Source organism: Sporosarcina sp. NCCP-2331, from assembly GCF_023707945.1.
In the GTDB taxonomy this organism is placed as follows: domain Bacteria; phylum Bacillota; class Bacilli; order Bacillales_A; family Planococcaceae; genus Sporosarcina; species Sporosarcina cascadiensis.
Genome location: NZ_BRCD01000035.1, coordinates 1 through 18,949, shown reverse-complemented (window position 1 = coordinate 18,949; position 18,949 = coordinate 1). Strand labels below are relative to the sequence as shown.

The window sequence follows — 18,949 nt, the reverse complement described above, 5'->3', positions numbered from 1 at the left end:
CTTTCATTCAATATGGTACTATTATGGGGAGTATGAAAATTATTGTGACTACTGTATTTCAGGAGGCTATTATGGAAGATTTATTAAAACTATCAGGTAAAAACATTGTCATTATGGGTGTTGCGAATGAACGAAGCATTGGTTGGGGTGTGGCAAAATCATTATTCTCTATTGGCGCTAATGTCATTTTCACCTATCGCAAAGACCGTTCTCGTGAAAAGTTAGAGAAAGCTCTGGATAAACATGAATTGAAAGCTACACAAATTGTACAGTGCGACGTCAACAGTGATGAAAGCATGGAGCAGGCATTTAAGACTATCGGTGAACAAGTCGGCGTGATCCACGGTGTCGTTCACTCTATTGCTTTCGCTCATCAGCAAGATTTACACAATCCATTCGTAGAGACAACACGTGACGGCTATGCATTTGCGCAGGACTCCAGTTCTTATTCATTGGTCGCTGCCGCACGGGAAGCACGCCAATATATGACAGAAGGCGGCGCAATCATCACGATGAGTTATTTAGGCGCGGAACGTGTATTGGAAGGCTATAACGTCATGGGCGTTGCGAAGGCTGCTCTTGAAGCGTCCGTACGCTACTTAGCATCTGAACTCGGCGAGAAGAATATCCGGGTCAACGCCATCTCTGCAGGTGCAGTGCGCACATTGTCTGCTAAAGGAGTTCCTTCCTTTAATACCATCTTGAGTCAAATCGAAGAACGTGCTCCACTAAAGCGTAATGTTAAACCGGAAGAAGTTTCTGATATGACGGTAGCGATGCTTAGTAATCTGTCTAGCGGAGTAACAGGAGAAGTTATTTACGTAGATGCAGGTTATCATATTATGGGGTAAATGTTTGCGGGTCTCTTCGGAGGCCCTTTTTTATGGTTCAATTCCAGTTTCTTCATTATATAGTGAAAACAACTGTGTATACTTGACAGAACATTATTACTTATCTTATAGTGTTACAGCAATGCATAACATGGAGGTTATGCATAATTTTCATTATCAAAATACATATAGTTTTCAGAGTACTTCAGGAGGCAGTTTACAATGAATAGTTTTACCAGATTTGACACGCTGAAATTAGGGCTGACCATGTTTGCCCTCTTTTTTGGCGCAGGAAATATGATTTTCCCGCCGCTTCTCGGTCAGCAGGCAGGCACGCAGACATGGATTACGCTGGCGGGCTTCTTAATCACGGGTGTCGGACTCCCTTATTTAGGTGTCATCGCCGTGACGATGAGCGGGAATCAGTTAAGCGACTTGGCCGGAAAAGCCTCGCCGTTGTTCGCCATGATTTTTCCTTTAGTTGTGTATTTAGCACTTGGACCGTTTTTTGGAGTGCCGCGTACGGCGACTGTATCATTTGAGATTGCGGTTTCCCCATTTGTTCCAGATTCTTATACCCGGCTAGCATTGGTATTGTTTTCGATTCTTTTCTTCGCCGTGACGATCTGGCTGTCATTGAAGCCCAATAAAATGGTCGATCGGTTCGGCAGTATTTTAACACCAATATTGCTTGCTATCGTGACGCTCATTGTCGTGATCGGCATTGTCAACCCTGTTGGTGAAGCTGGTTTGCCTCAAGAGCCCTATTCCAAGGACTTCTTTTTCAAAGGATTTATTGAAGGATATGGAACGATGGACGCGATGGCTGCTCTCGTCTTTGCCATCATTGTCATTAATGCCGTGAAAGCGAAAGGGATTACGGATAGAAAAGCGATTACTTCCATTACTATGAAGGCCGGTACTATTGCTGTGATAGGATTGAGTCTTGTGTATGCAGGATTAGCCTATTTGGGAATGACGAGCCGGAGCGTGGCAGAAGGCGCTACGAACGGCGGAGATATTTTAGCGAAGCTTGCATATGCCCTGATGGGTAATAACGGTCTGTATCTGCTCGGCCTTGCCGTAACGCTTGCCTGCTTGACGACTTCCGTCGGACTAGTGTCTGCCAGTGCGTCCTATCTTTCAAGGGTCGCCACTGCGGTATCATACAAAGGATTTGTATTTATCATTTCCATCTTTTCTACTGTTGTTGCCAATATTGGTTTAACACAGCTGCTTGCGGTGACGATTCCGGTATTGGTGGGTATCTATCCGCTGGCAATCGTGCTGATAATTTTCCGTTTGTTCCATCGTTTATTCCGCGGTTACCATGAAGTCTATATTCTTGGTTTAATCGCTGCCGGCGTGATTGGAATATTTGATATGCTAAGCGCATTCGGTCTGGAATGGGCACCTGCAGTGAAGGTGCTCGGCTACTTGCCATTATACACACAGGGTGTCGGCTGGATTTTGCCGGCAGCAGTGTTCGGGCTGATCGGTTATGTGATTGCTGCTGCACAGGGTAAACCACGAGTCGAACAGCAATAATAGTTGTGTGAAAGCCTGTGATCCTGCAGGCTTTTTTATTTTGGCCAATCAAGGTAACCTGCTATTTCAAAGCCGTACTGAAAATCTGATTAACTATTACAGCTTTTCACCAAAACGTGTGCTTGACAGTCTGCAGTTTGAGATTTGACTGTGATTGCAGAGGATAGGGTAAGTGGAGAGAGACCGTTTCCCTGCGTTTCAGGCGGACGCGTTCTGGAGGGCCCGCGGTGAGCCAACTTGGTCGCTTCGCTCCCTCAAGTTGTCTCACCTGTCGGGCTAATCCTCCCAGAGTCGCCGCCTTCCACTCCGGTACACTGGCTGGTATTTTAATACTTTTTGTGTGAGCAGGTAGTATGAGCATAATATCTGAGATTATTATGATAGGTGTGGTGTTTCATGCACTACTTATCATTCTGTAAGGGCTAAGAATCTTGTGATCAATGCGTTTGCAAATTGAGTAACGGGACAAGTCAACTTATTCACACTCTGCAAAAAACAGCATTACATACATTTGCCAATACCAGCGTAGGCGCAACTGCGGGGTAGGCCGTTGCCATGAGCCAACTGGCGCGGTTTTCGCCAGCTGGCTCATGGCGTAAGGCAATCCCTCAGCGCCGAAGCGGGGTTAAACTGCAAACCCACACTTTGTTCAAACTTCCTGCCAAGTCGAGCAACGAAAACCGCACTGCCTAATTTCTGCACTTTACAAATCAACTTATACCATAACTCGAATCCTATAGTAACTTTGATTAGCTGCTTCTCCAATCGGCTCAGTTGCACAGAACTTCTTTTCATGGGATAATAGATGGACTACAAATGAATGAGTGATGACGATGACTAAATTTGTCCCAACACAACCATTAAAAAATTTCCAAACCTTGCCTGCAACAGGCGAGGTTTTTTTGTTGCTTAGGGGAAACACTAGTAGAGGAGGGAAACACTTATGATCAATAGTAACCAAGGACACTCAGCTTCTTCTATCATGGCGATCTGGATAAGTTTACTGAGCAATATTGTACTGACCATTTTAAAGTTGATCGTCGGCTTTGTTTTCAAAAGTCCTGTGTTACTGGCGGATGGCTTCCACAATGCGGGTGATGTAGTTGCTTCAGCTGCTGCATTGACTTCTATGAGGATATCAAAACGCCCTGCAGATGAAGATCACCCTTACGGACATGGCAAGGCTGAAGTAATCGGATCGGGTTTTGTTGCCATAATTTTAGGACTGGCCGCTATTTATATTGCATTTGAAGCAGTAATGGCATTATTTGAAGATCCGGCGACTGCCAGCAGAATCGCTTTATTGACCGCTGTTATCTCACTCATTTGGAAATATATTCTGTACGTTTATACGATACGTGTCGGGCGTTCGGAAAATAGTAAAGGCCTGATTGCGACAGCATATGATCATTTAGCTGATGTCTATGCCTCTCTTGCAGCAGTTGTCGGGATAGGACTGGCATTGCTTGGAGATTCATTCGATATTCCGCCGCTCGCCTATGGAGACCCGATTGCCGGAATCATCGTATCCGTTCTGGTTTTGAAAATTGCAATTGAAATCGGTAAAGAAAGTATTGATATTCTGATGGAAAAAAGCGTAAGTGATGAGCGCTTAACTGCCTTTGAAGAGCTCATTCATTCCATGCCTGAAATAAAACGGATTGACCGGCTGCGCGCCAGAGAGCACGGTCATTATGTATTAGTCGATATCCGAATCGCTATTCCAGGTGATTTGACAGTTCAGGAAGGACATGTGATTACGAGCAGATTGCGCAATTTGATTATTGCACAGAATGAAGACGTCGATGAAGTGTTAATTCACTTAAATCCTTGGTATCCCGAAAAGCAATCCGGTATACTTACTAACGAGGAGTGAACAAAATGAATCCATTAACAATTGAGACATTAGAAATCTGCGCAAAGGAAACGGAAGAAATGCTCCGTGAAGCAGATGAACATTTTTTACAGCAACCGATATCCTATCTGAAATCAAACCTACCAGAATTTTTCTATGTAGCATCTCCGGACTTTGAAGAATATAAAGTCGATTCGCTCGTGCTCGAAGTGGATGATATTTTCGGAACATATATGGCGCTGTTCGGTTTGCAGGGCAGAAAAAAAGAGAGCGAAGCCATCCGTTCATTCATTGAAGAACAGCTGCAGCAGCAATTACTGGGTTTCAGCATCTCCTTCTCTGACAATGAAGGACTGTGGGAAGTGAATATGCCTCTTGATCCAATTAAAGGATTTGATGAATCCATGACAATACAAGAGACTCTTCAGCTTCTCCATGGAGTGCTCGGCGGCCTCAGCCAAATGAAAGCAGGTAAGTAAGTGGCAGCATCACAGTTTATCTATACGTATATCCGGCATCGCGATGAACAGGAATTATGCCGGATGGAAATGCGTGCTTTTTTCGGAAGAGACGTGCAGGATAATGCCTTAATAAGCGATGTCGAGATCAATCCATCACGCAGTCCCTTCATCAAGGAGAGACTTGAAGTGTGGATTCAGGGAAATACATTTGATTCATTGGCAGAGCAGGCCGCTGAATTAGCTGTAGAGCAAACATTCAAGACTACCTGTTTAAATGACATGGAACTCACCGGCACGCCGAAGATCGGTCATGCGAAACGCCGGGAAATCGAGCGCAAAGTAGGCCTCCGAATTACAGGAGTGCCTGAACTGGATGATCCGGAATTATTGATTGGGATTGTGCAGCTCAATGAACGCTGGTATGCAGGAAAGCTGACAGAAAGTTCGTCTGACTGGCATGTGCACCAGCAGAAACCTCATATGTACTCGACTGCGCTCGGCACCCGGCTGGCACGGGCAGCTGTTAATATTGCGGTGCCTCACCCCGAAGGCTTGCGGGTGATCGATCCATGCTGCGGCATTGGTACGGTACTGGTTGAGGCATTATCAATGGGCATTCAAATTGAAGGACGCGATATTAATCCGCTTGTTGTCTATGGTTCACGGAAAAATATAGCGTATTTTGATCTTGAGGGCGACGTGACAATCGGGCCTATTGCGGAAGTGAACGAGCAGTATGATGTGGCAATTATTGATATGCCTTATAATTTGTTTACACATATTACGGCTGAAGGGCAGCTGGCAATTTTGAAGGAAGCAAGACGTTTTGCGAAAGGCTGTCTGTTTATTACAATCGAAAACATCGACGGAATGCTGAAGGAAGCTGGATTTACCATCACAGACCGCTGCCTTGCGCATAAAGGCACATTTTCACGCGAAGTCGTTTGGTGTACATAGGAAAGAAGAGAGGAAGTTTTGCTTCCCCTCTTTTTTTTATGCGATTTAAAGAATCACTCATGTTTGCTATCAAAATCCCCATATTATATTATGATAGAATTGATAAAGGAACCAGAGGAGGTACAACACATGAAAAGATTTACAGCGGCAGTATTGGCAGCGATTGTATTTGCAATTATTTACTCATCTATCTCGTATATACCAGATTCCCAGCGTGAAGCGAATGTTTATTATTTCGGTTTTTTCGAGACGTTTGCTTTTGTTGTCTTATATTCTGGTCCTGTTTTTCTTGTAAATGGTATACCTGTTTCCATCATGATTGATAATATAATTGAACGTACAACACTACATTCAGCAAAAGTCCGATACCTGAAAAAAATGGCTGTTTATTCAGTGACAGGGCTTCTTGCCGGCACGGCCTTTATTTTCGTTCTAATGCCTGTCTACCATCCCGCATCCATTATTTTTTCCTATGCATTGATGGGCTTTGTTGCAGCTAATATCTATTATCACCTGCTGTTAGCCATGAATAAAAGAAGATATCGTGCAGAGTAGTTAAGAGAAAGAGACCGCCGTAAATTACAGTGGTCTCCCTGTTTATCATTAGTACTTTATCATTTCCCGGCAGAAGACTCCCTCTTCAATCGTGTTAAGGGCAAAGCCCAACGATAAGGGGGAGATGAATGCCGGTTGGCGATAGCCAAAGTGATTCTAACTGTGATATATCGGGAACGTGTATTCCCATATGAAGTGAGGTGAAAACAATGCTAGTCAACAAAGCCTATAAGTTTCGTATCTATCCAACCAAGGAACAGGCAGTCCTCATCGCTAAAACCATTGGATGTAGTCGTTTCGTATTCAATCAATTTTAGGGCAATGGAACGGTACCTACCAGAAGACAGGCAAAGGATTAACCTATCATTCTTGTTCTGCTGAATTAACAAAATTGAAAAAGGAATTACTATGGCTTAAAGAGGTTGACAGTATTGCCCTCCAGTCCTCACTAAAAAATCTTGCTGATTCCTATACAAGATTCTTCAAGAAACAAAACAAAGCACCACGCTTCAAGTCTAAAAAGAACCCTGTTCAATCTTATACGACCAAGCAAACCAATGGAAATATTGCCATTGCAGGCGACAAAGTGAAGTTATCTAAACTAGGGCTTGTTCGTTTTGCTAACAGTCGGGAAGTACAGGGGCGTATCCTGAATGCGACCGTCAGACGAAATCCAAGTGGCAAATACTTTGTATCTATTCTAGTCGAAACAGAAGTACAGCAGCTGGAGAAAACAGAATCATCTATCGGTATAGACCTCGGCATCGTTGATTTCGCCATTCTTTCTGATGGCCGTAAGATTGACAACCATAAGTTCACATCTCAAATGGAGAAGAAACTAAAAAGGGAACAACGGAAACTTTCAAAACGTGCCTTGTTAGCCAAAAATAAAGGCATCCATCTATTGGAAGCAAGAAACTACCAAAAACAAAAATGTAAGGTTGCTAGATTACATGAAAAAGTAATGAATCAGCGGGATGACTTCCTTAATAAGTTCACTACAGAAATCATCAAAAACCACGATATGATCTGTATTGAAGACTTGAATGTCAAAGGAATGTTACGCAATCATAAACTAGCTAAAAGTATATCTGATGTGTCCTGGTCCAGCTTTGTGACGAAATTAAAATATAAAGCAGATTGGTATGGAAAATTACTGGTTGAAATAGACATATGGTTTCCATCTAGTCAATTATGCTCTACTTGCAGTCACAATAATGGTAAAAAGTCACTGGACATTAGGGAATGGGTTTGCTCTACTTGCCAAACACCTCACGATAGAGATATCAACGCCAGTCTGAATATCCTAAGCGAAGGGCTTCGATTACAATCCTTAGCCTAACTACACAATAAAACCGTAGGAACTACGGAGTAGCTTGGTAAATAAAAGAAACCTCTGCGAGTAAAGAAATACGCTTGCAAGTATGCTTTGTTCCCAAGAATCTCCCATCTTCAATCAGACCCCAAGGTCGATAAGTGGGAGTAGTTCAATTCAACAAGCAATTCTTCATATGAATTTACTAACTGGATCAAATACTTATCGTTTAGAATAATCTCTTGTATGTCCGGCAGCGCCAAATACTCTCGGATCGCTCTTTCAATCCCTTCCAATATTTCGTCAGACGTCTGCTGCTCCAGTGCCGTTTCGATATACACATAGGAACATCCTTTTTTTACTTTATACGATATCCCCGTTAGTTTATAAACCGACTTTCCTGCCCAGCGGTTATCCTGCAGTCGATGTTCCAGATTGAATGAAGTCACTTCAATTTCTGCCAGTTTGTCGATTACTTTATTCGAGAAAGATTTAATGTGTTGATGATGACTCATAAAGTTGATTTGAAGCAGAATAGGACTTTGCTTAGTGGAAATACTACCTTTAAAATCGGGTAGGTGATTAAATGAACAAAGTAGTTTCCATACTGTTTTTCCTGTTATTATTGATTTGTACATCAATGCTATTTTCAGATGAGGAAAAACCATCGATAGCACAAACAATACAAGAAGAAAATAATGGACAATCAGATGCAATTACAGAACCATGCGGGATCATACTGAATGCTACAGATAAACGCTTGGCAAACGCTAAAGGTGTAGCGTTAATCTATAAAGTGCAATTGAACCCGCCAAGTTTTGCCAGAACCAATATAAGCATTCTTGCCGTTCATCTTCCCAACCCCTCTTCATATGGAGACTTCGACAGCTATGATGGATATGCGTTTATTCCAAATGAAATTAGTTGGCGTTTTAAGCTTTATCCTACTCAAGAAGAAGGCGGTCCTAGTTGGGCTGGACGATTTGATTTAATTACTGCGGAAATGATGAATGTGGAAGTTCAGGTACGTCTGTCAAATTCAAAAACAGATAAGTTAGGACCTAGCATTTTGACAAACCGTATGGAAAAGTGCACGAACTAACAAAATGAATGCAATTGTTCTTTGCACTTCATATCCTTGCTGGACTCATTCTTTTTTCAAAAACAATCTTCTCGTTAGAATGAAAACCAGAACAAGATAAGCTATAACCCAAATCGCATCCATCCAAAAATCATTTCCAACACTATACGATACATCGTCTGTAAAATGCTTAATGACATGGATCACGGGTGGAAATAATAAAATGAACCATTTGAATATAGAAGCTTTCTCCACAATCCCCGCCCCCGCTAATGAAACAGCAATGACGAACATAGCCGAGAGCCAAGTAAACCGTTTTGACTCTAACTTTAAAAATGAGAAAAAGGAACCGACTAGAATACCGAATAACGCTGATGCCAAATGTCCGTAGATAACCACACCCATCTGAATCGTTTGGATTTGATCTTTAAAAATAGAAAAGAGCAACGGATACATGATTACTATTATTCCCATTCCTAGTGCAAAGATAAAGCAAACAATCCACTTACCGTATAAATACGCTTGTTTGCTATTCAGTTGAACAATCAGCAAATTCTTTTCCGTTTCTCCCTCCAATGAGAATACAGTCATTGTCACCCATGTCATCACTAAATATAACGAAATACAGGTAACTGCATAACTGCTCATAATTGGAACTCCACTGTATGTATAGAAAATTATGATCCATGCTCCAAATAAAGTGACTGGTGGAATAAACGTAAAGGAGCGAATATAGCTTTTCATTTGATATTGGATGTAACCTGGTCTAATCATAATATCTCCTTCACTTCCAAAATGGAGCAGTTTGCATGGAGTAATTTTATTAATAAATCATCGCTTGTATCTTGACTTACAGTAATAACTGCCTGATTACCTTCAAATTGAATGTAACCTGGTTGTATAAAATCTAAATCCTTTTTCGCAAGGAACTGCACACGGATCGATCTTTTATTTTTCAACTTTCGTTGCCTGGAAACCATTTCTCCTGATTCAATATGTAAAACATCCGTTGCTATTTGTGTAATGGGTCCCCCGTCATGTGCCGTAAATATGATTGGTATATCTCCTCGGATTTCTGCCAAGACAGTAATCAATGCTTCCTGGGACTCAAGATCCAATCCTGTGAGCGGCTCATCTAAAATGAGAAGTTCAGGCTGCAGAAGCAACGCTTGAATAATTCCTACTTTTTGTTTCGTTCCTTTTGAACAAGCTATAAGTGAGGTAGTTAAAAAAGGACTTAATCCAAATAAATGAATATATTTTGCAAGCAAATCCTTATTTTCATTTTCAGCTGAATGAAATGATGCTATTAGAGTCAAATATTCTTTCACTTTAAAATGAACACCTTCTGGAAAATGTTCTGGCACATAACCAATCTTCTTCGCATTCATAATCACTTTCCCATCGGTCGGTTCATAAATACCCGCCAGTATCTTCAACAATGTGCTCTTGCCTGTCCCATTACTGCCCTGAACAAACAGTACCGTTTCCTTTGTGCAAACAAATGAAATATTTTCGAATAACCGCAAACCACCGATATTTTTCCCTACATTACGCGTTTCCATGACGACTGACACTCTGCCACACCTCCCATTTATATGTTACATCCTTCAGCATTAAACCTATCACAAATCTTAATTTTTCACCAAACCACGAGCTACAGCTTAAAAGATAGTGCGATGAACCACCTGCTGAACTTGCCTGGAAGATAGCAAGATTCCTGTCATTAAGTAATCTGGCATTTCCCTATGATCACAGGCAAGGAGTTTATGATCAAGCTGAGTGCGAGTATGATCACTCGGCTGCTCTGTATGAGCCCTCACGCAGGAAGTATGAGCGGATGACCGGTGTCTATGATCACAAACCCGAATCTAATGATCATCCACATAAAAAAATTGTCCAAAAAGCCTCAATTTCCGGCTTTCTGGACAACCTGTCACTTCTTATTTAGTCAATGAAATCGTATAATCCGCAAGCAATCGGGCACCAAAGCCGGTTGCAGACTTCGTATAATAGCCCTTCGCCTTCTGCTTATCCATGACGCCTGCCATATCGACATGCAGCCAGTTTTTCTCAGGCGCGAACTTGCGCAGGAACAGGCCTGCTGTGATCGAGCCCGCCTCCGACATCGAGCTGATATTGTTGATATCCGCGTAAGCGCTGGCCAGCGACTCATTATAGACATCCACCAACGGCAGCGGCCAGACGAAATCGCCGTTCTGATCACCGATTTTTTTCATTTTATACGCCAGATCTTCATCGCCGAAGACACCGCCGATTTCCGTGCCGAGCGCGCTCACTACTGCGCCGGTCAATGTAGCAATATCGACTGTGTATTCCGCGCCCAATTCCTTCGCACGGATTAATCCGTCCGCCAAAATCAAGCGGCCTTCCGCGTCGGTATTCCCTACCTGTACGCTGATGCCGTTTTTGTATTGAATGACTTCACCCGGCATAACAGCGTCCGGTCCCGGTGTATTTTCCACCATGGGGATCAATGCCACAACATTTACTTTCGCATCTGAATATGCAAGAAGTGACATCGCGCCGCACACTGCAGCAGAACCGCCCATATCCATCCGCATATCACTGTCATCGCGGCCGCCTTTCAAGCTGATACCGCCTGAATCATAGGTGACACCTTTCCCGACCAGCGCGACAAGAGGCTTGGAAGCATCAGTCTGCAAAGTCATCTCAACAAATGAAGGCTCATATTTACTGCCGCGGCAAACTGTCAGGACGCCGTTCATCTCGCGCTCTTCAATTTCCTTCTTGCCCAGCACTTCAACTTTTACTTTCGTGCCTTTGAAATAATCTTTCAGCACTCCAGGATACGTCTCAGGATTCAGAACATCTGATAATTCATTCATCAGATCACGTGAGAATTTCATCGCTTCTGCACGGACAGCCCCGGTTTTCACCGCTTCCTGATCTGCCCCGGCGACCTCCAGTTTCGTTAAAGGATTCGCTTTTTGGGATTGGTAGCGGTCGAAATGATACGCCCCAAGATGCCAGCCTTCCACAAACGCGGTCACTGCTTCTTCTCCAGACGACCATTTCTTCCCTAGTTGATCCGCTTTGATCGTGGCAGACTCCACTTTCCGCGTAGCCAGCTCACGAGATATTTCACCTGCCATACTGCGGATCTCTTCTAATGTCTTCCACTTTTTATCCTTGATGATCACTGCCAGTCTGCCATCCAGAACGAGTGAGGAATAGCCTCCCGTTTCGTTATCTGTCAGTTGTTTCACCAATTGATTCTTTGTTACTTTTCCATCAGTTGAGAATAAAATTTCTGCGTTCATTTGCATGTGTCAGTAACTCCCCTCGTTATTTCGGTTTCCTAAACAGTTTATCATTTTTTATCAAAGAGTGCTAAGCTGAGCGTAGCAATTGGGCCGATCACAAGCGAAATGATGAACCAATTCAAGCCGCTTCGATTTTTCCCTTGTGCCAGTACCGCGTTGATCAGTGCCAGCGTTCCCCATCCGACAAAATATCCTTCATTCATTGACGATCACTCCATTGTAAGTTATATGAAATATACGGAGTTCACGGTCATTAGGTTTCAATTCAACACAAAAAAGGAACATCCAAGATGCCCCTATTGCATAAAGTATTCATCTCATCAGCTATTAATAGCAGTCGGTGCATTATCATCATTGGCGTTTTTGTAATTCAGATCGCCGACTTTTGCTCGGATTTCCTCTTCCGTCAACGGCGGCGGAATCTCGTGATCTGCCAATGCTCTCGTCTCCGGCAGTACTTCCTTGTTCTCCAGGGAATCATTGCGTGCTTCGATTTTCCGTCCATACTCTTCACGTTCTTCAATAGTAGTCTTCTCGTTTTCAGGTAAATCAGCCATATTGTCACCCTCTGTCTCTTGTTTTCCCTTACCATACCCGAAATTTGTTATACTAAACCTATTGAAAGAGATCGGAAGGAGAAGAAAAGTGTGACAACAATTTTAGTGGACGCAGACGGCTGTCCTGTAATCAATGAAACCATCGCGATTGCTAATGAATTCAACCTGCCCTGTGTGCTGATTTGCGATACAGCACATGAAATGCATAGGGAGGGTGCAGAAACCATCACTGTTTCTAAAGGCGCGGATGCGGTAGATTTCGTGCTCGTCAACCGGATTAAGAAAGGCGATATCGTGATAACACAAGACTACGGTCTGGCAGCTATGGCACTGGCCAAACAAGGGTTGCCGATCGACCAGAACGGCAGATGGTACACGAACGACAATATCGACCAGCTTCTTTCCGCCAGACACCAGGCGCAAAAGATTCGCAGAGCCGGCGGACGCCTGCGCGGTCCAAAGAAACGAACGGCAGAGCAAACAGAAGGATTCACTGCAAGTTTGCGAGAAATGTGCAGGAAGATTTAAATGGTGCCTGTGCGCCACACAAATTAGAAACAATTCAGAATAGTTCCCAGATTGCATGGCGCACAGGCACCGTCAAAGTCTTTGTCACCGTGCAGGCTGGCTACCGAATTTATTTTTCACTACACCAATCAGTGCAGGCAAAACGGATAAAAAGATGATTGCCAGCAATACTGTCGAAAAGTTCTCTTTAATGATAGGAATATTACCAAATAAATACCCAAGCAATGTGCATAATCCTACCCAAACCGCTGCGCCGACGATGTTGTAGAATGCAAAGTATCTGTAGTTCATTCGGCTTGCGCCTGCTACGAATGGGGCGAACGTCCGGACAAATGGCATGAAGCGGGCAATCAGGATCGTCTTCCCGCCATGCTTGTTAAAGAACTCTTCTGCGGCTTTCATTTTTTCTTTATTAATGACTTTTCCCAGCCAGCTGTTTGGCGGTATCGACATTCCGACTTTGCGTCCGATATGGTAGTTTACTGTATCACCTAATACGGCTGCTACAAAGAAGACTGCGACAAGCAGCCAAATATTAAAAGCATCTACTGCTGCAAATGCTCCGCCAGCGAACAGTAAGGAATCGCCGGGAAGAAACGGAAACACCACCACACCGGTTTCAATAAAAATGATTAAAAATAAAATAGCATATGACCAGCCGCCGAATATCTGAATGATATCGACTAGATGTTCATCAATGTGTAAAATAAAGCTGATCAATCCTTGAATGAGATCCATGTAAAGGCTCCTTTTGATATGAATGAAGACGTAAGTTACTTTACGCCGAGAAGATGAAATATATTCTGGACGGATTTTTCGAGGTGCCTGAGCAAGACACAATTCCGGAACTACTTATAGTATTCCAATAACCTAATTTCTCATTTTCAATTTATGGCTGCTAAACTTCTGAGTATCTCCGAATAAAATCATTTCCTGATCTGCTGCTATCATCCCACCGGAATCTCCTATCGCAAATACGGAATCCGCTTTTTCTTCCAACACTTTGCTTATGGACCTGTTTTGAATATCGCTGCCTTCATAGTGAATTTCTATATCAAAATCGCTTAACAGGTTCAACCCTTTATTGTAAGAAAAACTCGCATAATCTTTGTCAGGCGTTATATGGTATTCGGCCAGCTGAATCATAGCTCCGGCGCTGCTGCCAATTATCACACCTGTATAATTAGTAATTTCATTCAGTAAACCGAACTCCCTTAACCGATCCATCGACTTGTCCGGGAGGCCGCCTGTTAAAAAGATTATATCACTGTTCTTGATCATTTCTTTCGCTGTTTCATGGGAATCGAGAAAATAATTAAGCCAGCTGATATTTGTTTCTTGAATGCTATAAGACAAAAAAGGCGTGCAGATATTTTGATAAAACTTTCCAAATTCCTGATTGTATGCATGATCCCAGTCTTTACTATTATTAACGGAATCACTAAATGAAAAGGGAATGATTAAAACTTTGTCAGCCGGATTAATGTACCGTCTCACATAATCTTTCGCCCAGCTTTCATGAAAATTATATTGACTGAACAGCATATTTATCACTCTTGTTCACCTACCAGCTCATCCACCGACTCATAATCAGCCAGAAAACCCTGGTGAATCGCTTCCCACAAATAAAAAGACACGACTGAGCGATACGGTTTCCAGATCGGGGATTTTTCAATCAAAATTTGACGCCGTTCTGACGTCTCTACTCCGTACAGCCACTTGGCAGCACGCTGGATTCCCACATCATCTATAGCCAGCACATCACTGCGCCCTAGCGACATGATCAGAAACATTTCCGCTGTCCACTTTCCTATCCCTTTCACTTTTATCAGCTGTTCCATAACTTCTTCGTCATCATAATCAGCGATATTTTCCAAATCCAGCTCATTTGACGCGATTTTATTCGCCAGGTCTTTGACGTAATCCGCTTTGCGTTCAGTCAAGCCCGCCTGCCTCAGTTCTTCCTTTGGCACAGCCAGCAATGCTTCAGCTGTTATGTTGCCGCCCAGCAAATCCTTCATACGGGCATAAATAGCACTTGCCGCACTGACGGAAATTTGCTGGCCGATAATGGACCGGACAATTGAGGTTAGATAATCAGCACGCAGTGAAATCTCCAAATCTCCGATGACAGTAATCAACTTTTTCATCGCCGGATCACTTTCCGAAATTCTTAGAGCCGGTTCATCTTCTGTACGGATAGTTAGTTTGCTCACACGGCTCATCTCCCAGGTTTTAGTGTCCCTGTGCGCCACACAATTCAGATACTACTCAGAATTGTGTTCAAGTTGTATGGCGCACAGGCACCTTCAGCAGCGAGTATATGTATGTATCGTGCGCTGTTCCATTCTGATACATATAGTCCCGCAAAACTCCTTCTTTTTCGAAGCCCAATTTCAGCAATAATTTACTAGAAGCTTCATTTTCGATAAACACGACAGCTCCTATTCGCGTCAGTTCCATCACTTCAAAACCGTAGGAAATTGCTGCTTTCACTGCCTCGGAAGCATATCCCTTGCCCCAATGCTCTGGATGAAGGTCATAACCGATTTCTGCCCGTTTATGACGGAGTGACAGCAAATGAAAACCGATTGTTCCGATCAGTTCATTGGTTTCTTGATGTTCAATTCCCCAGCGGATTCCTTTTTTTTCATCGTAACTTGCTGAAAAAATTTTAATTAAATCCTCTGCCTGTTCAATCTGCTGAAATGAATCCTGCCCATAATATCTCGTTACCTCATCTGTAGAAAAATACGCGAAAAGACTTGCAGCATCGTCCTGTTCAATTTCTCTCAATCGTAATCTGTCAGTCTCAATTTGTGGAAACATTTATTCATCCCCTTTTTTAGGATGCCTGTGCGCCAAACAATTCAGAAAATATTCTGAATTGTTTGGCGCACAGGCACGACCTAGGCTTCTCACTTCGCAATCTTCATAACTACTACATCCGAATCCTCTAAAGCATATAGGCTGTGCTTCTCAAGTGGTGCCATATGCAGCATGTTATCAGGCGTCACTTCCACCGGTTCACCTTCCACTGTGAATTGCACTCTTCCTCTTTTGACTATGATGAAAACTTCCCGGTCTGCGTCATGCTCAGCCACTTCCTCGCCTTTTCTCAACTGAATATTGAGTACATCTGCATGCTCGACTACGGCGACCTTTCCCACGTGCTTTTCCTTGTCTTCCAGCTGATATTTCGTGTCGATCAATTTCATTGTTATTTGCTCCCTTCGATTAAATTTTTTGCGATCAATTCATATGACTTCAGTTTATCACGAAAGTCATAAGTTATCGAAGCCAGCATGATTTCTTCCGCTTGGAACTTATCCGCCAACTGTGCAAGCTGTCTGCTGACAGAGTCAGGCGTGCCGACCACCATGCGTTCACGATTCAACTGGACTAGTTCCCATTCCAGCTGACTATAAGCGTATGCGACCGCCTGTTCCGGACTCGGAGTACCATCAACCGGCATTCCTTGCTGCTGCATGATCAGCAGTAAATCCAATGAAGAAGCCACGCGGTCCGCTTCTTCTTCCGTTTCTGCACATATACAGAAAACTGCGACCCCCTGCCTGGGAACTGAATTATATAATGAAGGCTGAAACTGGTCGCGGTAATGTTTCGCCGCATCTTTGCCGCCTTCACTGTTAATGAACTGTGCGAACATATAGGGCAGTCCTTTTTCTGCCGCAAGTCTTGCGGAACCTTCACTTGTGCCTAAAATCCACACAGGCGGTGCTCCTTCTGTAATCGGAGCGGCCTTCAGTCCTTCATAGAGATGGTCTGCGGGCAGCGAATCATTCAGATACATCAGCAATTCATCGATTTGATTCGGAAACTGATCTTTGTTCTGATACTTTCCGTTATTCAGCGCATAGGTTGCGCGCGGCATCCCTGCAGGCGCCCGACCCATTCCTGCATCAATTCTGCCTGGAAATACAGCTTCCAGCACTTTAAAGTTTTCCGCCACTTTATAAGGGGAATAGTGAGGTAGCATGACACCGCCGGATCCGATTCTGATTGTGTCAGTCACCGTAGCCAAATGTGCCATCAATACTTCCGGAGATGACCCGGCCAAAGCTGCAGCATCATGATGTTCTGACACCCAGAACCGCGTATACCCCCACTGCTCTGCTCTTCCTGCCAGGATAGTGGTTTGTTTAAAGGCTTCATACGTATTGCTGCCCGATGAAATAGGAGATTGATCTAATATACTTAATTTATACTTCAAGACAAGTCCCCCTTTTCTATTGCATATAGTCTAAAAGAAGCCGCTGCGTATTTCATTGCTCAGGCTCAACATTATTTTTAACGGAGGTTGCGTATGCCAACAATTCATTCTGTCAGTACAGTCAGTCCGCCTGTTGAAATCAGACAGGAAGACGCCATGTCATTTGCACGTTCCCTATTCTCTGATTCTTTCAAGGATATAGACCGCCTGCTGAAAGTATTCAGAAACGGCGAAATTGAGACGCGGCAAGTTTGCATGCCGATTGAATGGTATGCTGAGCCGCATGATTTTGAAACAAAGAATGATTTATATATCAAACACGCAGTAGAATTAAGCAAACAGGCGGTGGAACAATGTCTGAATGATACATCCACTTTGGAACGCCCGGTGGATCCGGCTGAGATTGATGCGATTTTTTTCATTTCCAGCAGCGGAATTGCGACGCCGAGCATCGATGCCCGCCTCATTAATCAATTGCCGTTCCGTCATGATGTTAAACGCATTCCTATTTGGGGGCTGGGCTGTGCAGGCGGCGCAGCAGGCATGAGCCGGGCATTCGACTACTGTAAAGCCTACCCCGAATCAAACGTGCTCGTCATCGCCGCGGAACTATGCAGTCTGACATTTCAGCGAGATGATGTATCAAAAAGCAATCTTGTCGGTGTTTCATTATTTTCAGACGGAGTTGCCTGCGCACTTGTGTCAGGTAAGCAGTCGACTATTAAAAACACTCGCCCCATGCCGGTAATCCGTGCAACCTCTTCCCGATTCATGCCGGGTTCAGAAGAAGTTATGGGCTGGGACATTAAAAATGACGGCCTGCATGTTGTATTTTCAAAGAGTATCCCGACAGTCATCACAAGCTGGCTCGGCCCTTTTGTCCACCAGTTTGTCGAAGACCAGGAATTATCTATGGATGACGTGGAGCACTTTGTTGCCCACCCGGGAGGCAAGAAAGTGCTCCTGGCATATGAGAAGGCTCTTTCTATGGAAACGGATCAGACCGCCATTTCAAAAAAAGTATTACAGCAGCACGGGAATATGTCTTCCCCGACCGTACTGTTTGTGCTGAAGGAATTTATTGACCAACAGCCTGCTGCGGGTGAATATGGACTAATGGCTGCACTTGGTCCAGGTTTCTGTGGAGAACTTCTGCTGCTGGAGTGGCAGTGAGATGAACAGTTTATTTCTGTTCGTTTTCACGATTGTCGTGATTCAAAGACTCGTCGAACTGGTCGTTGCCAAGCGCAATGAAATGTGGATACGCAGCGAGGGAGCTGTTGAAATAGGTGCTTCACATTATAAATGGATGGTGCTGATGCATACGGCATTTTTTGTATCGCTGCTTATAGAAGTTCTGGCGTTCAACCGACCCCTTCCCGTTTTATGGGGACCTCTGCTCGCACTCTTTTTACTGATGCAGATTCTGCGTATCTGGTGTCTATCCTCACTCGGGAAGTTCTGGAATACTAAAATTTTAATCCTGCCGGGTGCTGACGTTCAGAAGAAAGGACCTTACAAATGGCTGCGCCATCCGAATTATGTCATTGTAACAACAGAACTGCTTGTACTGCCATTGATGTTCAGCGCCTATTTCACAGCCACGTTATTTTTCATGCTGAATATCTGGATGCTTTCAGTGCGTATTCCGGCGGAGGAAAGAGCTTTGCGGGAACTTACAAATTATAATGAAGTGTTTTGATTGAAGAAAAGGCCATTT

General features: G+C 43.6%; 22 protein-coding genes and 1 pseudogene. 11 read left to right on the top strand and 12 right to left on the bottom strand.

Annotation, left to right across the window (positions count from 1 at the left end; genetic code table 11):
- Positions 1-71 precede the first annotated feature (71 nt).
- From fabI to tnpB, 7 genes and pseudogenes are all read left to right on the top strand, one after another.
- Positions 72-851 carry an enoyl-ACP reductase FabI gene (gene fabI, locus NCCP2331_RS16185; RefSeq protein WP_251671823.1) on the top strand — a complete coding sequence of 260 codons (780 nt, stop codon included), beginning with the start codon at positions 72-74 and terminating at the stop codon, positions 849-851.
- 201 nt (positions 852-1,052) lie between these two features.
- Positions 1,053-2,378, top strand: a complete 1,326-nt coding sequence (brnQ, locus tag NCCP2331_RS16180; RefSeq protein ID WP_251671822.1) for a branched-chain amino acid transport system II carrier protein — start codon at positions 1,053-1,055, stop codon at positions 2,376-2,378.
- 946 nt (positions 2,379-3,324) lie between these two features.
- The gene (locus tag NCCP2331_RS16175) at positions 3,325-4,254 is read left to right on the top strand and encodes a cation diffusion facilitator family transporter (RefSeq protein WP_251671834.1); all 930 of its coding nucleotides are present in this window, start codon (positions 3,325-3,327) and stop codon (positions 4,252-4,254) included.
- A gap of 5 nt (positions 4,255-4,259) precedes the next feature.
- Complete coding sequence (locus NCCP2331_RS16170; protein WP_251671821.1) at positions 4,260-4,712, top strand: protoporphyrinogen oxidase; 453 nt, start codon at positions 4,260-4,262, stop codon at positions 4,710-4,712.
- On the top strand, positions 4,713-5,651 hold the full coding sequence (locus NCCP2331_RS16165) for a TRM11 family SAM-dependent methyltransferase (protein WP_251671820.1): 939 nt from the start codon (positions 4,713-4,715) through the stop codon (positions 5,649-5,651).
- A 129-nt stretch (positions 5,652-5,780) separates the two neighbouring features.
- Positions 5,781-6,206 carry a hypothetical protein gene (locus tag NCCP2331_RS16160; RefSeq protein WP_251671819.1) on the top strand — a complete coding sequence of 142 codons (426 nt, stop codon included), beginning with the start codon at positions 5,781-5,783 and terminating at the stop codon, positions 6,204-6,206.
- A gap of 209 nt (positions 6,207-6,415) precedes the next feature.
- Positions 6,416-7,548 (top strand): annotated as a pseudogene (tnpB, locus tag NCCP2331_RS16155) (IS200/IS605 family element RNA-guided endonuclease TnpB).
- Between the two features lie 110 nt (positions 7,549-7,658).
- On the opposite strand, the gene NCCP2331_RS16150 reads toward tnpB, so the two are convergent.
- Positions 7,659-8,036: a hypothetical protein gene (locus tag NCCP2331_RS16150; RefSeq protein ID WP_251671818.1), complete on the bottom strand. Its 378-nt coding sequence runs from the start codon at positions 8,034-8,036 to the stop codon at positions 7,659-7,661.
- 71 nt (positions 8,037-8,107) lie between these two features.
- On the opposite strand from NCCP2331_RS16150, the gene NCCP2331_RS16145 reads away from it, so the two are divergent.
- Positions 8,108-8,623 carry a YoqH family protein gene (locus NCCP2331_RS16145; RefSeq protein WP_251671817.1) on the top strand — a complete coding sequence of 172 codons (516 nt, stop codon included), beginning with the start codon at positions 8,108-8,110 and terminating at the stop codon, positions 8,621-8,623.
- A 45-nt stretch (positions 8,624-8,668) separates the two neighbouring features.
- Here NCCP2331_RS16145 and NCCP2331_RS16140 read toward each other — a convergent pair whose 3' ends face one another.
- The 5 genes from NCCP2331_RS16140 to NCCP2331_RS16120 all read right to left on the bottom strand — a co-directional run bounded on the left by NCCP2331_RS16140 (position 8,669) and on the right by NCCP2331_RS16120 (position 12,467).
- Positions 8,669-9,250 carry a hypothetical protein gene (locus NCCP2331_RS16140; protein ID WP_251671816.1) on the bottom strand — a complete coding sequence of 194 codons (582 nt, stop codon included), beginning with the start codon at positions 9,248-9,250 and terminating at the stop codon, positions 8,669-8,671.
- 122 nt (positions 9,251-9,372) lie between these two features.
- Entirely contained in the window at positions 9,373-10,179 is an 807-nt protein-coding gene (locus NCCP2331_RS16135; RefSeq protein WP_251671815.1) for an ATP-binding cassette domain-containing protein, read from the bottom strand.
- 366 nt (positions 10,180-10,545) lie between these two features.
- Complete coding sequence (locus NCCP2331_RS16130) at positions 10,546-11,913, bottom strand: leucyl aminopeptidase family protein (RefSeq protein ID WP_251671814.1); 1,368 nt, start codon at positions 11,911-11,913, stop codon at positions 10,546-10,548.
- Positions 11,914-11,957: 44 nt separating this feature from the next.
- Positions 11,958-12,113 (bottom strand): hypothetical protein, encoded by a 156-nt coding sequence (locus NCCP2331_RS16125; protein ID WP_194841100.1) that lies wholly within the window; start codon positions 12,111-12,113, stop codon positions 11,958-11,960.
- A gap of 117 nt (positions 12,114-12,230) precedes the next feature.
- Positions 12,231-12,467, bottom strand: a complete 237-nt coding sequence (locus NCCP2331_RS16120) for a hypothetical protein (RefSeq protein ID WP_153721803.1) — start codon at positions 12,465-12,467, stop codon at positions 12,231-12,233.
- Between the two features lie 90 nt (positions 12,468-12,557).
- On the opposite strand from NCCP2331_RS16120, the gene NCCP2331_RS16115 reads away from it, so the two are divergent.
- A complete protein-coding gene (locus tag NCCP2331_RS16115; RefSeq protein ID WP_153721802.1) occupies positions 12,558-12,995 on the top strand; it encodes a YaiI/YqxD family protein in 438 nt (145 codons plus the stop codon).
- Between the two features lie 84 nt (positions 12,996-13,079).
- On the opposite strand, the gene NCCP2331_RS16110 is transcribed toward NCCP2331_RS16115, so the two are convergent.
- From NCCP2331_RS16110 to NCCP2331_RS16085, 6 genes are all read right to left on the bottom strand, one after another.
- Entirely contained in the window at positions 13,080-13,733 is a 654-nt protein-coding gene (locus NCCP2331_RS16110) for a DedA family protein (protein ID WP_153721801.1), read from the bottom strand.
- Between the two features lie 132 nt (positions 13,734-13,865).
- Positions 13,866-14,540 carry a Type 1 glutamine amidotransferase-like domain-containing protein gene (locus tag NCCP2331_RS16105; RefSeq protein ID WP_251671813.1) on the bottom strand — a complete coding sequence of 225 codons (675 nt, stop codon included), beginning with the start codon at positions 14,538-14,540 and terminating at the stop codon, positions 13,866-13,868.
- 5 nt (positions 14,541-14,545) lie between these two features.
- A complete protein-coding gene (locus NCCP2331_RS16100; RefSeq protein ID WP_251671812.1) occupies positions 14,546-15,211 on the bottom strand; it encodes a DNA-3-methyladenine glycosylase family protein in 666 nt (221 codons plus the stop codon).
- Between the two features lie 67 nt (positions 15,212-15,278).
- Positions 15,279-15,824, bottom strand: coding sequence for a GNAT family N-acetyltransferase (locus NCCP2331_RS16095; RefSeq protein WP_251671811.1), 546 nt, complete (start codon positions 15,822-15,824; stop codon positions 15,279-15,281).
- Between the two features lie 89 nt (positions 15,825-15,913).
- Positions 15,914-16,213: a cupin domain-containing protein gene (locus tag NCCP2331_RS16090; protein WP_251671810.1), complete on the bottom strand. Its 300-nt coding sequence runs from the start codon at positions 16,211-16,213 to the stop codon at positions 15,914-15,916.
- A gap of 2 nt (positions 16,214-16,215) precedes the next feature.
- Positions 16,216-17,229: an LLM class flavin-dependent oxidoreductase gene (locus tag NCCP2331_RS16085; protein WP_251671809.1), complete on the bottom strand. Its 1,014-nt coding sequence runs from the start codon at positions 17,227-17,229 to the stop codon at positions 16,216-16,218.
- A 93-nt stretch (positions 17,230-17,322) separates the two neighbouring features.
- Here NCCP2331_RS16085 and NCCP2331_RS16080 point away from each other — a divergent pair, with 93 nt between their 5' ends.
- On the top strand, positions 17,323-18,402 hold the full coding sequence (locus tag NCCP2331_RS16080; protein ID WP_251671808.1) for a type III polyketide synthase: 1,080 nt from the start codon (positions 17,323-17,325) through the stop codon (positions 18,400-18,402).
- A gap of 1 nt (position 18,403) precedes the next feature.
- Positions 18,404-18,931: an isoprenylcysteine carboxyl methyltransferase family protein gene (locus NCCP2331_RS16075; protein ID WP_251671807.1), complete on the top strand. Its 528-nt coding sequence runs from the start codon at positions 18,404-18,406 to the stop codon at positions 18,929-18,931.
- Positions 18,932-18,949: the final 18 nt, after the last annotated feature.

Coding starts and splice junctions, on each gene's coding strand:
- fabI (WP_251671823.1), top strand. CDS start 72: ATGGAAGATTTATTAAAACTATCAGGTAAAAACATTGTCATTATGGGT.
- brnQ (WP_251671822.1), top strand. CDS start 1,053: ATGAATAGTTTTACCAGATTTGACACGCTGAAATTAGGGCTGACCATG.
- NCCP2331_RS16170 (WP_251671821.1), top strand. CDS start 4,260: ATGAATCCATTAACAATTGAGACATTAGAAATCTGCGCAAAGGAAACG.
- NCCP2331_RS16160 (WP_251671819.1), top strand. CDS start 5,781: ATGAAAAGATTTACAGCGGCAGTATTGGCAGCGATTGTATTTGCAATT.
- NCCP2331_RS16150 (WP_251671818.1), bottom strand. CDS start 8,036: ATGAGTCATCATCAACACATTAAATCTTTCTCGAATAAAGTAATCGAC.
- NCCP2331_RS16145 (WP_251671817.1), top strand. CDS start 8,108: ATGAACAAAGTAGTTTCCATACTGTTTTTCCTGTTATTATTGATTTGT.
- NCCP2331_RS16140 (WP_251671816.1), bottom strand. CDS start 9,250: ATGAGCAGTTATGCAGTTACCTGTATTTCGTTATATTTAGTGATGACA.
- NCCP2331_RS16130 (WP_251671814.1), bottom strand. CDS start 11,913: ATGCAAATGAACGCAGAAATTTTATTCTCAACTGATGGAAAAGTAACA.
- NCCP2331_RS16125 (WP_194841100.1), bottom strand. CDS start 12,113: ATGAATGAAGGATATTTTGTCGGATGGGGAACGCTGGCACTGATCAAC.
- NCCP2331_RS16120 (WP_153721803.1), bottom strand. CDS start 12,467: ATGGCTGATTTACCTGAAAACGAGAAGACTACTATTGAAGAACGTGAA.
- NCCP2331_RS16110 (WP_153721801.1), bottom strand. CDS start 13,733: ATGGATCTCATTCAAGGATTGATCAGCTTTATTTTACACATTGATGAA.
- NCCP2331_RS16105 (WP_251671813.1), bottom strand. CDS start 14,540: ATGCTGTTCAGTCAATATAATTTTCATGAAAGCTGGGCGAAAGATTAT.
- NCCP2331_RS16095 (WP_251671811.1), bottom strand. CDS start 15,824: ATGTTTCCACAAATTGAGACTGACAGATTACGATTGAGAGAAATTGAA.
- NCCP2331_RS16090 (WP_251671810.1), bottom strand. CDS start 16,213: ATGAAATTGATCGACACGAAATATCAGCTGGAAGACAAGGAAAAGCAC.
- NCCP2331_RS16080 (WP_251671808.1), top strand. CDS start 17,323: ATGCCAACAATTCATTCTGTCAGTACAGTCAGTCCGCCTGTTGAAATC.
- NCCP2331_RS16075 (WP_251671807.1), top strand. CDS start 18,404: ATGAACAGTTTATTTCTGTTCGTTTTCACGATTGTCGTGATTCAAAGA.